Origin of the sequence: uncultured Aquimarina sp. (assembly GCF_947492405.1) — a bacterium.
In the GTDB taxonomy this organism is placed as follows: domain Bacteria; phylum Bacteroidota; class Bacteroidia; order Flavobacteriales; family Flavobacteriaceae; genus Aquimarina.
The window spans coordinates 119,710-134,928 of the sequence record NZ_CANLMP010000008.1 but is presented as its reverse complement, the minus strand read 5'-3'; the positions used below and the strand labels follow the sequence as shown (position 1 = coordinate 134,928).

Annotated in this window: 14 protein-coding genes; 8 read left to right on the top strand and 6 right to left on the bottom strand. The window is 31.0% G+C overall.

What is annotated here, in order from left to right; translation table 11 throughout:
- Window positions 1-65 precede the first annotated feature (65 nt).
- Complete coding sequence (locus Q0829_RS23875) at window positions 66-2,045, bottom strand: thioredoxin family protein (protein WP_298547701.1); 1,980 nt, start codon at window positions 2,043-2,045, stop codon at window positions 66-68.
- Window positions 2,045-3,358 carry a tRNA lysidine(34) synthetase TilS gene (tilS, locus tag Q0829_RS23870; RefSeq protein ID WP_298547699.1) on the bottom strand — a complete coding sequence of 438 codons (1,314 nt, stop codon included), beginning with the start codon at window positions 3,356-3,358 and terminating at the stop codon, window positions 2,045-2,047. The genes Q0829_RS23875 and tilS overlap by 1 nt, the downstream gene beginning before the upstream one ends.
- Window positions 3,359-3,516: 158 nt before the next feature.
- Between tilS and Q0829_RS23865 the strand changes: the two genes are divergently transcribed.
- Entirely contained in the window at window positions 3,517-4,221 is a 705-nt protein-coding gene (locus Q0829_RS23865) for a hypothetical protein (RefSeq protein ID WP_298547698.1), read from the top strand.
- Window positions 4,222-4,242: 21 nt separating this feature from the next.
- Here Q0829_RS23865 and pabB read toward each other — a convergent pair whose 3' ends face one another.
- Entirely contained in the window at window positions 4,243-5,550 is a 1,308-nt protein-coding gene (gene pabB, locus Q0829_RS23860; RefSeq protein WP_298547696.1) for an aminodeoxychorismate synthase component I, read from the bottom strand.
- A gap of 3 nt (window positions 5,551-5,553) precedes the next feature.
- Window positions 5,554-6,093, bottom strand: a complete 540-nt coding sequence (locus Q0829_RS23855; RefSeq protein ID WP_298547695.1) for an NAD(P)H-dependent oxidoreductase — start codon at window positions 6,091-6,093, stop codon at window positions 5,554-5,556.
- A 209-nt stretch (window positions 6,094-6,302) separates the two neighbouring features.
- Between Q0829_RS23855 and Q0829_RS23850 the strand changes: the two genes are divergently transcribed.
- The 3 genes from Q0829_RS23850 (at window position 6,303) to Q0829_RS23840 (ending at window position 9,974) form a co-directional block, all read left to right on the top strand.
- Window positions 6,303-7,352: a helix-turn-helix transcriptional regulator gene (locus Q0829_RS23850; RefSeq protein WP_298547694.1), complete on the top strand. Its 1,050-nt coding sequence runs from the start codon at window positions 6,303-6,305 to the stop codon at window positions 7,350-7,352.
- Window positions 7,353-7,447: 95 nt separating this feature from the next.
- Window positions 7,448-8,248, top strand: a complete 801-nt coding sequence (locus Q0829_RS23845) for a type 1 glutamine amidotransferase domain-containing protein (protein ID WP_298547692.1) — start codon at window positions 7,448-7,450, stop codon at window positions 8,246-8,248.
- A 13-nt stretch (window positions 8,249-8,261) separates the two neighbouring features.
- Complete coding sequence (locus Q0829_RS23840) at window positions 8,262-9,974, top strand: serine hydrolase domain-containing protein (protein WP_298547691.1); 1,713 nt, start codon at window positions 8,262-8,264, stop codon at window positions 9,972-9,974.
- 26 nt (window positions 9,975-10,000) lie between these two features.
- Here Q0829_RS23840 and Q0829_RS23835 read toward each other — a convergent pair whose 3' ends face one another.
- A complete protein-coding gene (locus Q0829_RS23835) occupies window positions 10,001-10,720 on the bottom strand; it encodes a hypothetical protein (RefSeq protein WP_298547688.1) in 720 nt (239 codons plus the stop codon).
- A 575-nt stretch (window positions 10,721-11,295) separates the two neighbouring features.
- Window positions 11,296-12,036, bottom strand: coding sequence for a S24 family peptidase (locus tag Q0829_RS23830; protein WP_298547686.1), 741 nt, complete (start codon window positions 12,034-12,036; stop codon window positions 11,296-11,298).
- 187 nt (window positions 12,037-12,223) lie between these two features.
- Here Q0829_RS23830 and Q0829_RS23825 point away from each other — a divergent pair, with 187 nt between their 5' ends.
- The 4 genes from Q0829_RS23825 (at window position 12,224) to Q0829_RS23810 (ending at window position 15,205) form a co-directional block, all read left to right on the top strand.
- Window positions 12,224-12,943 carry a hypothetical protein gene (locus tag Q0829_RS23825; RefSeq protein ID WP_298547685.1) on the top strand — a complete coding sequence of 240 codons (720 nt, stop codon included), beginning with the start codon at window positions 12,224-12,226 and terminating at the stop codon, window positions 12,941-12,943.
- A gap of 7 nt (window positions 12,944-12,950) precedes the next feature.
- Entirely contained in the window at window positions 12,951-13,448 is a 498-nt protein-coding gene (locus Q0829_RS23820) for a helix-turn-helix domain-containing protein (RefSeq protein WP_298547683.1), read from the top strand.
- A 111-nt stretch (window positions 13,449-13,559) separates the two neighbouring features.
- Window positions 13,560-14,045 (top strand): hypothetical protein, encoded by a 486-nt coding sequence (locus Q0829_RS23815; RefSeq protein WP_298547681.1) that lies wholly within the window; start codon window positions 13,560-13,562, stop codon window positions 14,043-14,045.
- A 602-nt stretch (window positions 14,046-14,647) separates the two neighbouring features.
- A complete protein-coding gene (locus tag Q0829_RS23810) occupies window positions 14,648-15,205 on the top strand; it encodes a hypothetical protein (RefSeq protein ID WP_298547680.1) in 558 nt (185 codons plus the stop codon).
- Window positions 15,206-15,219 lie beyond the last annotated feature (14 nt).

Below are 15,219 nucleotides of genomic sequence, written 5' to 3'. Positions count from 1 at the left end.
AAGTCGATAATTCAACGTATCCTTACAACAATGTCATAATAAAAATCTATACTACTATAAGCTATTTACTTTTTAGTAAAATTCTTTAACCCCTTTTTTAACCATTTTAGATATTCATTTTCATTAGGAGTATACGCAGTAGTTTTATTTAATAGGTTCATTTTAGAATCAACTAGTACGTAATATGGTTGGGAGTTATTTTCAAAATTTAATGTTTGAAAAGTAGCCCATTTGTCACCAACAGTTTTAATTGATTTTATAGTACCAGAAGACTTCAGGAATTTAAACTGATCTTCTTTATTAAGTTTTTCTCGATCATCTACATAAAGTGAGATCAATATATAATCGTTTTTAAGAATTTTAGTAATCTCGGGATTACTCCAAACTTGTTCTTCCATCTTTCGACAATTCACACAAGCCCAACCGGTAAAATCGATCATTATTGGTTTACCTTCTTTCTTAGCTGCTTTAACTCCTTTTACAAAATCTGTATACGCATTTAATCCTAAAGGACCATGTGTATCCTTTTCATATATACTATAAAATAATGGAGGAGGAAAACCACTCAATAATTTTAGATTTGCATATGCTGTATTGGTAAGACCTGGAATTAAATAGAGTACAAAAGCAAGCGTTAAAACTCCAATACTAACTCTTACTTTACTTAATTTTTTAATCGGACTATCATGTGGAAAACGAATTTTCCCAAAGAGGTACAACATTAATCCTATTCCTATAACAATCCATATTCCAATAAATATTTCACGCTTCAGAATTCCCCAATGTTCTACCAAATCTGCATTGGATAAGAATTTAAATGCTAGGGCTAGTTCTATAAACCCTAAAACCACTTTTACTGCATTAAGCCATCCTCCACTCTTAGGAAGATTATTCAACCAATTAGGAAATAATGCAAAAAGTCCGAAAGGTAAAGCTAATGCTAAACCAAATCCTCCCATACCGAAACTTAATTGCATCGCTCCACCATCACTACTTAATGAACCTCCAAGTAAAGAACCTAAAATCGGACCTGTACAAGAAAATGAAACTAGTGCTAAGGTTAATGCCATAAAGAAAACTCCTAAAATCCCTCCTACACTTGTTGCCTTACTATCCATTTTATTACTCCAGGAAGCGGGTAAGGTAATCTCAAAATACCCGAAAAAGGATATTGCAAATACAATGAATACAACAAAAAAGATAATATTCAATGTTACATTAGTCGATATATTATTAAGTATTTCGGGATCTAGAGAGTCTAAAAGATGAAACGGAAGACTTAGTAATACATAAATTGTAAAAATAAACAGACCATAGAGTATGGCATTCATCATCCCTTTTTTACGATCCTTAGCACCTTTTGTAAAAAAAGACACCGTAAGTGGAATCATTGGGAATACGCAAGGAGTTAACAATGCTATTAAACCACCTAAGAAACCTAATACAAATATTTTTAGATAGCTTTGGCTTTTTACATCTTCTTTTGGAAATTTATCCCACCCTTTAATTTCGGCGTTTAAAGCTTTTGACTTATCGATATCTTCTGGAGTAATTCCTGCAGCTGCGGCTTCATTTAGATTTTCTCCAGATAGATTTAAAGTAAACTCCACGATATCAGGAGCTAAGCATTTTTCATCATCACATACTCCAAAAAACACCTCAGCTTTAACAGTTTCCAAAGAAGGATCCAAACGCTTTATTTTTTGAGTAAATACAACATTGTCTTCAAAATACTTAATATCCATTTCGAAAACTTTGTCAAACTTCTGAATACCTTCTGGCTCTGATGTTTCTCCTATTAGCTCATACGCTTTGTCTTCGTTAGAAAAGGTAAACTCTGTGGCCGTTGGCGCTATTTCATCTGTTTCTACTTCATGTTGTGAGTATATGTGCCATCCTTTTTCTAAGGTTGCCTCAAAATATAGTGTGTACACATTTTCTGATTCCTCCTTAACACTACTTTTCCATTTTATAGGTTCAAATATTTGTGAAAATAAAGTAGTAGAAAACAACAATGTTGTTAGTAGTAATAGAATTTTCCTCATTAGGTTATCGTTACTTTTAGTAATTGTTTCGTTTTGGGGTTTATTTTATATCTGTTATCCGCTCTGTAATTTATAATCCATATAATATCATCTTCAGAACATAACAACCAGACCCTTTCTTTGGCCAGCAAAGATAGTTTTTCATCCTTAAAGTATTTACTCAACTTCTTTTTGCCTTTCATCCCTAAAGGATAAAAATAGTCGCCTTCTTTCCATTTTCTTACAATTAATGGATACTTTAACTTTTCTTTATCTACATAAATTGTCTTCAGATCCGTATTTGATAATTCCGAAACTTCTTTTAGCTTTATCATTCCCGAAGGAATAATGATCATATTTTCCTCTTCCGGAATTTTATAAACACGATCAGAGACCTCTTCAATTATTGGGCATAGCAATAAATACCCTCTATTTTTTACTAACCTATGAGTGGTAGAAAAAACTTGTTTGCCGGATTGTGCTGTTAGCATCTGTACGATATCATCCCAAGCAGTGAATCCATATTCTTTTAATAGAAAGTATAAATACGTTTTTGGTTCATCGTATTGCTGTAATTTATAAATAGGTATTTTTATGGTATCAAGTTCAGAATATTCGAACACGTCTTTTCTAACACTATCAACTTGGTTTTTGACAAATGCGCTGGTTTGTTTTAGATGATCTAAAGTGGTTTCGAAATTTTGTAAAAACTGTGGATTTATTCCTAAAAGTTCGGGAATCACATCGTGTCTCAGTTTGTTTCTAATGTATTTTGTACTGCTATTACTACTATCTTCTCTCCAATTAATAGCATTCTTTTCAGCAAACTCTAAAATTTGACTTCTAGAAAATGGTAATAAGGGCCTTACATAAATATCATTTATTTCCGGAATACCTGTAAGTCCATCAATTCCTGTACCTCTAGAAAGGTTTATCAAAAATGTCTCTAAATTATCATCCTTATGATGGGCAGTCAGAACATAATCAAACTGATATTCTAAAATTAGCTCCCGAAACCAATCGTACCTTAGTTCTCTAGCCGCCATCTGAATAGACAGTTTATGATTTTTAGCATATTGCTCCGTTTCAAAGGTTGTTACAAAAAAAGATACTGTCATCTTCTTAGCTACTTCTGAAACGAATTCTTCATCTCCTTCGCTTTCTTTTCCTCGTAATTTAAAATTACAATGAGCAATACCAAAATCTAAACTAAGTACATGACACATATAAGTTAACACAATACTGTCCAATCCTCCGCTACAGGCAATAAGTAATTTCTTCTCTTTAAGAAAAGATAAATGATCCTCAATATGAGCTTTAAATTTACGTATCAATACTTTTAAATATTTGTCTTTACAGGTTTCAAATATACGATTTTGTAAAAGTAGATCAGCTTTTCCATTAGCACTCTTTATGTTTTGATTTTCAGGTTTTTAACATAATAACTCGATCCTTTTTGTTATTTTTAAGGAACTCTTAAAATTTTGATATTATGAATATGATAGATGAAAAGCCAAAACACCATGAAGATGATCATAAAAAAGAGTTCAGCAAAAAACTACTATCTGTAGTTCCTCATTTACACCCCTATGTCAAACATAGAATATATATTGCAGAAAGCACAGGTATTTTACCCCGAAATATGTATTGTTCTAATGGTATAATTGACGATGCTATTGTGCAATTATACAATGAAGATCATTTGGATATAGATATGGACAAGCTTTCTCTGGAATTAAAACTTTTTAGAATTGCAGATCATCTAATTGATGAATTATATATTAACGAAGGTTGGCATCAACGATGTATCAGTACCAATTATTTTTTAACTGAAGAGCTTGACAAATTAGAAGAAAACTATACTTCTGAAGCGGATAATGAATTGATTATGAATGAAGAATTAAATGATATATCCTATCATCAAAACTCTGAAAAAAAACAATTATTCATTTATGATGATACTGATTCCGCTATTCTTAAGGTCATTGAATCCGAAGAATCTTCGGAAAACAAAAAACAAAAGCTATTAGGTAAGTTTTATAGTTGGTTGCCACTGGAAACTTCTAAAATTATTGATCTCTTCGTTTTTGGGAAGTTAAACTTTGAAGAAATAGCAAGGATCAAAGATATCACTCCTCAAGAGGTAAAGGCAACTATTATTGATGTTAGAAAGAGTTTTAGAAAGAATCTAATTTAGTAGCTGTAAATAACGTATAAACTATAATCCTTCTAGCACTTCTCTCATCGCTTTGGCCTTTATCAAACATTCTTCATATTCCTTATCAGGATCAGATTTTGCTGTAATTGCTCCTCCAACGGTATAAGAAACATATTGGGTATCCTCATTGTATAAAATACTTCGAATCACAACGTTAAAATCAAAATCACCTTCTGGTGTAAAATACCCTACAGCTCCACTATATAAACCTCTTTTAGATTCCTCTAAATCTTCTATAATTTGCATAGCAGAAATCTTAGGAGCGCCGGTCATACTTCCCATCGGAAAAGTAGTTCTAATAACATCTACTGGAGAAGTTTCTGAATCAATCTCAGAAACTACTGTTGATATCATCTGATGTACCTGCTTAAACGTATATACTTTGCATAACTCTTCTACCATGACCGTACCTTTTAACGCAGTTTTAGAAAGATCATTCCTTACCAGATCAACGATCATTACATTTTCTGACCGTTCTTTTGGGTCTTGTTCTAAGGTTGAAATTAATTTTTTATCATCTTCAGGAATACCCGAACGCTTTGCAGTTCCTTTTATAGGTTGAGAGATAATTTTACTTCCTTCTTTTCTTAGGTATCTTTCCGGAGAAGCAGATAATAAATATTGTTGGTCCATTCTAAAAAAGGCAGCAAACGGCGGTTTCGAAATCTGATTGAGATGATGATAGGTCTCCAAAGGTGCTATACAGCTATTTTCTGCAAAAAACTCCTGACAAAAGTTTGCCTCATAAATATCTCCTCGGTGAATATGGGCTAACATCTGCTGAATTTTATTTTTATATACATCCTTTGTAATTCGTAAACTTATTTTAACCTTACCACAAGGAGCATCTTCATTAGAAACGTTAATTACAGAAGGAAACGTCTTAATCAACTCAAAATCATCATCCATCTCATCATCTACCATTCTTAAATACTGAACTTCTATCTTATTATCTTTAAATAGAAATATTTTCTTAGGTTGAAAAAAATACAAATCCGGAAAACCCAAATTATCCATATTCTTAGAAACCAATTTTTCAGTATCATTTTTAAGGTCATAGGATAAATACCCAAAAATCCAATCTGCTGTCTGCTCTTGATATTCTTTTAGTTTATCAAAAGAGGAATAATAATCTGTTTTAATTGAAGTAAGAGCGTCTACAGCCAAAATCGCATCATAACTAGAATATTGTTGAGAATATGTATTAGAATCTAACCATATAATCTCATTAAATTGTTGTGCCCACTGTAATAATTTGAATCTAAATTCTGAAGAATTATCTAAAGTATATATTTTGGTACTTCGCACAAGTTATTTGATTTGATGGGCAAAAGTACTCAGAACTTCTTTCAATCCCAACAAAAGTGTTTCATCGGTAACCTCATTATTTTCTATCGAAAAATTTGTCTGAAACGAAGGAAAACTAAAGCTCTCAATAATCTCTCCCCCAAATCGTGGAAATACGTTTTTTGCAAATTCCAAAGAACTTATACCACCTCGCTGACCAGGAGACGTACTCATTAACAATATTTTCTTACCTTCTAGAAAATTGCGGTCCAATCGAGATAACCAATCAATTACATTTTTAAAAAAAGCTCCCCAACTGCCATTATGTTCATTAACCGAAATAATCAAAGCATCCGCTTCAGAGATTTCTTGTTTCAGTCCTAAAACCATCCCAGGAAATCCATTGTTTTTTTCTTCATCCTCACTATACATCGGTATAGGATAATTTACCAGTTTTAGAATTTTAATTTTATGATCAGTTATTTCCGAAGCAACATATTCTACAAGTTTATGATTAATCGAAGTACTGCTATTAGAACCAGCAAAGGCAAGGATATTTTTCATCTTTAATTGAGTTTAAAATCAAAAGTAACTAAAATCAATATGGATGCAAAAAACATCCTCCGTTGATTAGAATAAGTACTAAATTCTAAGCGTATATTTTGACAAAAATTGTAGGTTGCATAGCAGAAGAAATACCTTACAATACTCCTTGATATAAAAATTTGCGCATCATTTTTTTATATTTGAAACCTAAAATCAATACAAGTTTTATGGATATACAATCTCAACTATTATTCTTCTTTAGTGCTCTTGGAGCCTTTAACGGAATAATCGTCGGGCTGTTTTTCCTTTTCTATGTAAAACCTTCGCATAAGAGTCATGCGTTTCTTGGTTTACTTTTACTTGCATTAAGTGTTCGTATTGGTAAGTCTGTTTTCTTTTACTTTAATGATGATTTAGCAGATGTTTATATTCAAATAGGGTTATTTGCCTGTTGGTTTATTGGCCCACTATTATTTTTTTATGTTAAGACTGCATTAGAAATTATTAATACAATAAGCAGAAGACTCAAAATACATTTTGCCATTTTAGTGATCATTGCGCTCATTTTATTTTTGGTTTTTCCAAGAAGTAATTATGAAAAAATATGGTTTACTATATTTATTTATTTCATTTATGCGCAATGGGCTATATACGTAGTAGCTTCTGGATATATAATCTGGAAGAACTACGAAAAAATTAAACAAGTTAAAAAAGGGAGTGTAACATTCAGGTTTTGGTTTTTAAGCGTTTATGTAGGTAATGCCATAATTTGTCTTGCATTTATCACAGGAAATTACACTTCCTATATAGTAGGTGCATTATCCTTTTCGTTTGTTTTCTATTTACTTGTTTTGTTGTTATTGTTTGCCAAAAAACGGAACGAACTTATCTTTTTGAACCCTCCGCGATATAGAGAAAAAAGAATTGATAATGATAAAGCTGAACAACTTATAATACATCTAGAACAGTTAATAACTGAAAATGATTTTTATAAAAACCCGGATATTACCTTATCTAAAATTGCAAAAAAACTTAATATACTGCCTACTAAATTATCACTGCTTCTTAATGATAATATGAAAATAAGTTTCTCTGACTACTTAAATGGAAAACGGATAGAAGCAGCTCAAAAAATGATTCGTAACAAGATTGATTATTCTTTTGAAGCTATAGGCTACGACTGTGGGTTCAATTCAAAATCTGCTTTTTATGCTGCCTTCAAAAAACATACGGGTACTACACCCTTAAAATACAGTAAATCTATTAGTGAGGAATAGTATTTAAATTCCGGATTAATAATTCAGTACTCCTGATTTATTATCCAAAATCCCTTTGACACCTTTATCATATATCATTGTATAAAGTTTTCATCATGAAAAAAATTGTACAATGTATTCTTATCATAATCCTAGTGGGTTGTCAAACACCACCTACTAAAAAAGACAATACAGAAGTAGCGGTTACCCATCAGTCATCAAACAAAAAACGAATATTATTTGTTACCAGTAATGCTCACTTTTATGGAGATTCTGATATTGAATCTACAAATCATTTTCCCGAAATCATTTTTGCCTATGAAGAATTTATAAAAGAAGGGTTTCTAGTTGATTTTGTAAGCCCAAAAGGAGGTGAAATAGCTATTGGCTATATCTATAGCTCTGATGCAATCACCAAAAAGTATCTGTATGATGCTGATTTCATGAATTTGTTACAACACACCAAATCTCCTGTCGAAATCAATTATAAAAATTATGCAGCTATCTACTTCACAGGCGGAGGAAGCGCAATGTTCACTGTACCCGAATCCAAAGAAATCCAAGAAATTTCTGTAAATATTTACGAAAAAAACAATGGAATACTATCCGCTATTTGCCATGGGACTGCTGGTATTGTTAACCTCAGGAAAGAAGATGGAACATTTCTGATTTCTAAAAAGAATATAACAGGATTTCCTGATCTGTTTGAAGATAAGAATGCTAACTATTATAGAGAATTTCCATTCTCGATTCAAGAAAAAGCTACTCAAAATGGAGGGGTCTTTAAATTCTCAAAAGAAGGGTGGGATAATTACTATTTACAAGATGGTAGAATCATAACCGGACAAGATCCAACAAGTGCATCCATTGTAGCCAAAAAAATTATCGAAACAATCCATAATCAAACTATACTTTAAATATCTAATTGCTATGAGAATACTAAAATTAGCTTGTATCCTAATCTTACTACTTACTCTTAAAACCTATGGACAACATCAATCCGTCATTACCCAGGATATGGAAAGAACCATAGATAGTTTATTTAATCCATGGAAAAGTTCAGGTAGTCCTGGAGTATCATTTGCGATCATTAAAGATGGAAAAGTGATTTCTAAAAAAAATTATGGATTCTTCGATATTGAAAACAAAAAACCTATCACATCACAGACTCGTTTTAATTTAGGACAAAGTTCAGCTCATTATACAGCGTACGCACTTTTAAAATTAGAAATAGAAGGTAAACTCTCCTTAGATGATGACATTCGTAAACATATAAAAGAACTTCAAGATATAAATCAGGTAATCACAGTAAAGAACTTATTATATGGTACTAGTGGAATCTATGATTATCAAGTTCTTAAATCTATTTGTGGATGGAATTTTACAGAGAATTTTTCTCAAAAAGATGCTTTACGATTAGTAGCATTACAAAAAGAACTGGCCTTTAAACCAGGTATAGATTATTCAGAAGCTGATATTAATTTTGCCTTATTAGCAGAATTAATAGGAAATGTAAGCGGTAAATCCTTTAAAAATTATATGGAAGAAGATATTTTTAAACCTATCGGAATGACGAATACATTTATCAAAGCTGATCTAAACACAATGTATCAAAATGTGGCACATTCTTATCGATCAGAAGATGACAGAACTATTCTTAATAACTCAGGAAATACTATATTAGGAATTAATAACATGTATTCAAGCATCGATGATTTAATCTTATGGGAGCAACATCTAAATAACGCTACTGGGAATGATCAAAAAGTTATTCAAAAAATGGATGTTATTATAAAATTAAACAGTGGAAGAACCAATAGCACAAGTTCTGGTGAGCTTACTGTAGGACAGTTGTATGGTCATAAAGAAAGAGGTTTGTTCTCCACCTATATTCTTGGTAGTAGTAGTGGACATGATAGTTCTATTTTTAAATTTCCCACTCAAAATTATACAGCTATTGCTTTGAGCAATAACGGCGATGGATACAATGGCTACTTGGGTGTAATATCTGCACATAATATCCTTGCAAAACATTTTACAGAGCCCGAAACCACTAATTTTGATACTATAAACACCAAAACCTTATCTAAAAAACAACTTCAACAGTTTGAAGGACATTATTGGGATCAATTAGGAGAATTGAGTAGAGAGATCAAAGTAATCAATGACACCTTACGATATGTAAGAACCAATGGAAACGTGAATGCTCTAATACCATTATCAAAAAATAAATTTCAAATGAAAGTTCAATTTGATGATAAAATCTATATAGAATTTCCTGAAGATGAAACTGAGGTTATGGAATTTCAATATCTAGGAGCTGAACCGATTCGATTTGAAAAGTACACCCCAAAAAAGTATAATAAAGAAGAACTTAGTAATCAGTTTAATGGAATTTATAGTAACAAAGAGTATGCTATCACATATAAAGCTATCGCAGACAATAACAAACTGAAGCTAAGCAATGTAAAAAACGGAGATATCAATTTCACTCCTATTACATCCATATTGTTTTCTGGCGACAGTTGGTTTTTAAGGAGTATTGAATTTACAAAAGATAAAAATCAAAACATAAATGGATTCTATGTAAAAAATAACGCTATTAGAAATTTATGGTTTGAAAAAGTCGTACTTAACGAATAATGATGTATTGTTATCTTTGAACGTTTTTAGAACTTGATTTCTTCAAACAATAATTTTAAAACCTCTTCGTCTCCTGCAAACTGTTTTTCTAAATTATATTCCACAAATTTATATGGGTTATAACCAAGTTCTACTAATTTTTTATTGCGATATTCATTTACAAATCTATATATCATAAATTGACGTTCACCTTTAGTGTCCTGCAGGAATTGTTTTATTTTTTCTGATAATGGTTTTCGCCATTGCATTGATAACAAAAGGTCATCACGGGTCAATTCATTTAAACCTGGTGCCTTCTTTAATCGTTCTATTTGTTCTTTAGTATACCAATCTTTCTCCGTTAAGCTTATCCAATTTGGTATTTCATTTTCTTTAAAACTTTTTTCTACTGAATCTACCGATATCCCTTTTACAATTGGTGCCATTTTTAATATGGACTGATCTGCTTTTATAATTTTTAGTACTGCATATGGTGGTTTCTTATTATCATTACGTACGATTATATGTTCATCGTCTAATCGTTTTTCTATAAAAACGGTAGAAACACTTTTTTCATTATCAGAGTCTAATGGAGACTTAAATATAATTTTGTCTTTAAGTATAGTACAACTTCCTAGTTCTCCAGAAGCGTTATATGCATACCATATCTGGGAATCATGATTATTATATTTAATTTCCTCCTGCGCCCAAGAAAATGTAATAATGAAATTTAAAAATATTAATGTAACACGTTTCAATTTATTCATATCTATTTTTTTTATATAAACTTTAATAAAGTGCAGCATTTTATAAGACTTCATTTTGCACTTTACTTTTTATTATATTCATTCTATTGGTTTGTCTTTATAAAAATGAATAAGTAAACATTTATATTCTTTTTTCTACACGAATTTTGAAATAGCAAACATTTTTTCTGGGTCAAAAGTGATTATTAGGAAATGTCTCCAATTGTTTTCAACCAAAAGAGATTCTTAATCATCCTTAGATTGATATTGGTATATAAATCGTTTTCTGTTATACTTAAATAATTAAAATGAAGTAATCCAAAGTTTTTTAAACTACTAAAACTAAAAAATCCAACCACAGAAGTGATTGGATTTTTTTGTCGGGGTGGCAGGATTCGAACCTGCTACTTTACCCATATATTTATACTGTTATTTGACGTTTTCAGCGCCGCAAATATACAACACATCGGGATTTTTGCAAGTATATCAAGGGATTTTTTTTATCTTTTTTTTCTGGGGTATTCTGAACTTTTCGGTGACTACGACTGACTACTCTTTAAATACTTGATAATCAAATCCTTTGTTAAGCATATTGACTACCTAGGCATCGGAAATCTAGTTGTTAGTGCATTTTCAAATTCCCAAATCTCAAATACATTCTCTAATGGGATATCATAATCAGGATATGCGTAATTATCCATAGAAACTCTTATGACTTTATTCTCTTCGTCAAACTTTGTTATTCTTCTAACTATAATCTTATGTTCTAGAACTATAATGTATATTCTATTAATATTAAAGTGAGTTAGTTTTCTTCTTCTTACTCCAAAGACCCAATCCCCGTGAAAAAAATTAGGCTCCATATCATCACCATTGATCTGAAAACCTCTTATACTTCTGATATCACGATCACTATTAGAAAAAGTCATAAATGATAATTTCTGTATATATTCTTCTTTTTCGTGATGGTACATATAATTTTTTGCGTCCTCATTACTTACCATGGCTACCTGCATAGTTCCTTCGATATCAACATAAAAAGCTAATTCTGTCACCCCGAAAGTTTTTGGATCATAATATCTGTGCTTTTCGCTTGTTTCACTATGCCTTTTCCATAAATCGTCATTAAATACCAAACTTGGATTGATATCATACTTATGAAAAAATTTATAGATAACCTCAAGTGGAAGGTTTCGTTCATCATTTTTAACCTTATCCAAAGATTGTGGAGAATAATCCAAACTACGAGCCATTGCACTCATAGATTTCACCTTTTCCTCTTTGATAATCAAGTCCATGATTTGTAATAATCGTTGGGTTACTACGTGCTGTGCCATATCAAAATTTGTAAAAGTTTGTAAAAAAAATGTAAGTCTATTTGATTTTTTTATCCACAAAAGGCGCTATTTAATACTAAGAATTAAATCAGTAGATTTTAAAAAATATGTTGCTTTAATTTCTTTTATTTTTGATTATATTAACTAAAAATTGTAACCACAAAGAATTGAAAAGAAATATAGAATTTTGAAAACTAGAAACACATACTCACTTACACAACCAGTAAAAAGGAACTGGAAGAAAGGTAAATATGTTTTTATTGCCATTTTATTTTGCGCCATAGCATTTACACCTCTTATTCACACATTTCTATCAAAGAAAATTGATAGAGAATATTCTATTGCAAATACGAAACTACATGAAGGGTTAAATATCCTTGACGATACATACGAAATAGAAATCACAGATGGCAAGGTAACTTGCTTCAGAGAATATGATTCCACCATTATAAATCGTGTCTTTGGTTGGAGCAACTGGAGACGCTTTTTATTGGGAGGGTCTGGTTATTTTTGTTTGTTCTTCTTAACCCTTTTCTCCGCATGGATATTTACTTATAAAGATCGGAAAGATCCATTATTTCAAAAAACAGTCATTGTTGTACTTTCCTTTTTCGGATTGGTAGCTGGTTGGTTTACTATATACTCACTCTATCCCAAACCAGATATTCCTTATGAATACTATTACGTACTATTATTTCTTGGCTCTATTCTTATTAATACCAGTGCGTTTTTATTTATAAAATGGGCTAAAAATAGGCAAGTCTCAATTGATGAAATGAAATCCAAAATAAGGCGTTTAATGAAGTATATATCAATTGATATTTCTTCTAAATACATCAAAAAATCTGACAAAGAAAAATATCTTACAGATACATTAAACCAAGCTAAGGAGTTAAATAAAAAATAGAAATGTAATGGATACCAATGAAGCGAAAGGGATTATAAATACATCAAAAAAATTTGACTTTATAGGCTCCGATGTCTTTGATCATTTAATAAATGAGATTGATAATTTAGATGATGCGAAACTAAATAGTAATGATGAAACTTTATCTTTTGATATTTCTATTGAAATAATAAATAGTATTGTAGTTAAGTTGAATAAATTTGAAGAAGGTAATGACTTTTTAAAACCAAATATAACTTTGACTTTATTAGCAAAGGACTTAAATACTAATAGCAAATACCTATCAAAAATCATTAATACATATAAACAGAAAACCTTTACCCAATACATAAACGATTTAAGGATAGATTATCTAATCGAAAAATTAAAGACGAATACATCATATACAAAATATTCGATTAAGGCCATTGCAGAAGAAATAGGATTTAAAACTCCAAATGCTTTTTCTAGGGCTTTCTTTAAGAAAATAGGAAAGTATCCATCAGAGTATATTAAAGAATTATAAAATTGAATTTTTTTATATTTTGCAGGTTCGTTTTCACGGAATTGTAACCACTACTTCTTGCGCAACTACTTCTACTTCATATAGATTTGCCGAAATTTAAAAAAAGAAGTAATGGCATTAGAAAATTTAATAAGCATTAGCTTTACAGAAGAAGAATTAGCAACCTTAGACGGACATCTTGCAGGAATCAAAACAGTCTTAACAGGAAAAACAATCAATTTAACTCCTGACCAAAGACAGCAATATGGTCGTATTGCTAATCAAAATAAATTGATTGTAGACAAGGCAAAAAACTATATGGAGCAAAACCCTGCTTGGATTCCAAATTTTTTAGATAAAGAAGAGTTTGACAAAGATTACTCAGCCCGTAAACAAGTAGAGGACAGAGTTCAATTATTAGGAAGTTTATCACAGCAATTATTAGATACCAAAACCTTATTAGACCACGATAATTATACAAACTCCCTTACGTTTTACAGGATGGTTCGTTTTTTGGCTGGTGAAAATGAACCCGGTGCAAAAACAGTATATGAAGATATGAAGGTGTTATTCAAAAAGTCAGCGAGTACCGATACTTCAGACGATAGTACTACTTAAATCTTATTGATTAATATCGAACATTAAAAACCGCCTAGAGCGGTTTTTTTTAGTTTACATAGGGTCTATACCATCTCCAAGCACTTCTAATGATTAGAGAAGTACTTCTAAGCATTAATCAGATGGTTAACTACCCTAACTTTAATGCTTTTAAGCCTTACCCAATCCTATTGACACTCAATAGTACCCATTCTTAGTATTCATAACACCTATTTTATCCCTTAACCAAGTACTCTGAAGAATTAATGAAGTATTTGGAAGTATTAAATTAATAGTCCGAAGTAGTTCATTGATGGTTAGTACCCCTATCCCAATGGGGTAAAAGAGTCATAAATTGGCAAAAAAGGATGAGTCCAAGGCTTCGAAGTACTTGTTTAAAGGCTAACAACCATTAAATAAGTTACTCTAAATACTTCGATAATCCTTCGAAATAGTTTTCTAAGGGATATACCCCTATTTATTATTAATACTACAGCAAAAACGCACTTCGTTTTCACGGAATTGTAACTGCTACTCCTTGTATTTGGATATTTCCCTGCTTTATATTTGACCGCATTAGAGCGATAATACAAACGCTAATACATTAGAATCTCAAAATAATAATGAAAAGTCAAACTATAGAAACAAACTCAAAACGAAATGAATTTCTGTCCTATATCGTGATATCATTACAGATGAGAACCGATGAATTTATGAATGCAGTTCTAAGTCAGGACGCGCCAGAAAAATGTTATGAGAAATTGATTTATAAATGGATTCTAAAGCTTTTCAATAAAGGCAAAACAAAAGAAGAAGCATTACGTATCATTCATAAAGCCAGAATATTTATAATGATCAGAAAATCACAATACAGATATACATCCCAAGAATATTTCAAAAACTTACAAGATCTCTTAGTTATGCTTAACTCCAATTCAGAATACAAAAAACTTAACCCAGAAGAGAAACTAATAGTTCAAAAAAAGATTGAAGAGTTAACAAATACAAATTCGGCTAAAGAGATTATTACTCAAGCACTAGAAAGTATTGACCCTATTGTCAAAGTTGAAAAAGACAACAATAAGATATTCATTAACCAAGGGACATTAGATAGAATTAAACACACCATTAAAAAGATTAACCTAAAAAACTATTGGAAGCAAAGAAAAAGTAAAGAATAGAAAATTGAATTCCT

Coding starts and splice junctions, on each gene's coding strand:
- Q0829_RS23875 (WP_298547701.1), bottom strand. CDS start 2,045: ATGAGGAAAATTCTATTACTACTAACAACATTGTTGTTTTCTACTACT.
- Q0829_RS23865 (WP_298547698.1), top strand. CDS start 3,517: ATGAATATGATAGATGAAAAGCCAAAACACCATGAAGATGATCATAAA.
- Q0829_RS23855 (WP_298547695.1), bottom strand. CDS start 6,093: ATGAAAAATATCCTTGCCTTTGCTGGTTCTAATAGCAGTACTTCGATT.
- Q0829_RS23850 (WP_298547694.1), top strand. CDS start 6,303: ATGGATATACAATCTCAACTATTATTCTTCTTTAGTGCTCTTGGAGCC.
- Q0829_RS23845 (WP_298547692.1), top strand. CDS start 7,448: ATGAAAAAAATTGTACAATGTATTCTTATCATAATCCTAGTGGGTTGT.
- Q0829_RS23840 (WP_298547691.1), top strand. CDS start 8,262: ATGAGAATACTAAAATTAGCTTGTATCCTAATCTTACTACTTACTCTT.
- Q0829_RS23835 (WP_298547688.1), bottom strand. CDS start 10,720: ATGAATAAATTGAAACGTGTTACATTAATATTTTTAAATTTCATTATT.
- Q0829_RS23830 (WP_298547686.1), bottom strand. CDS start 12,036: ATGGCACAGCACGTAGTAACCCAACGATTATTACAAATCATGGACTTG.
- Q0829_RS23820 (WP_298547683.1), top strand. CDS start 12,951: ATGGATACCAATGAAGCGAAAGGGATTATAAATACATCAAAAAAATTT.
- Q0829_RS23815 (WP_298547681.1), top strand. CDS start 13,560: ATGGCATTAGAAAATTTAATAAGCATTAGCTTTACAGAAGAAGAATTA.
- Q0829_RS23810 (WP_298547680.1), top strand. CDS start 14,648: ATGAAAAGTCAAACTATAGAAACAAACTCAAAACGAAATGAATTTCTG.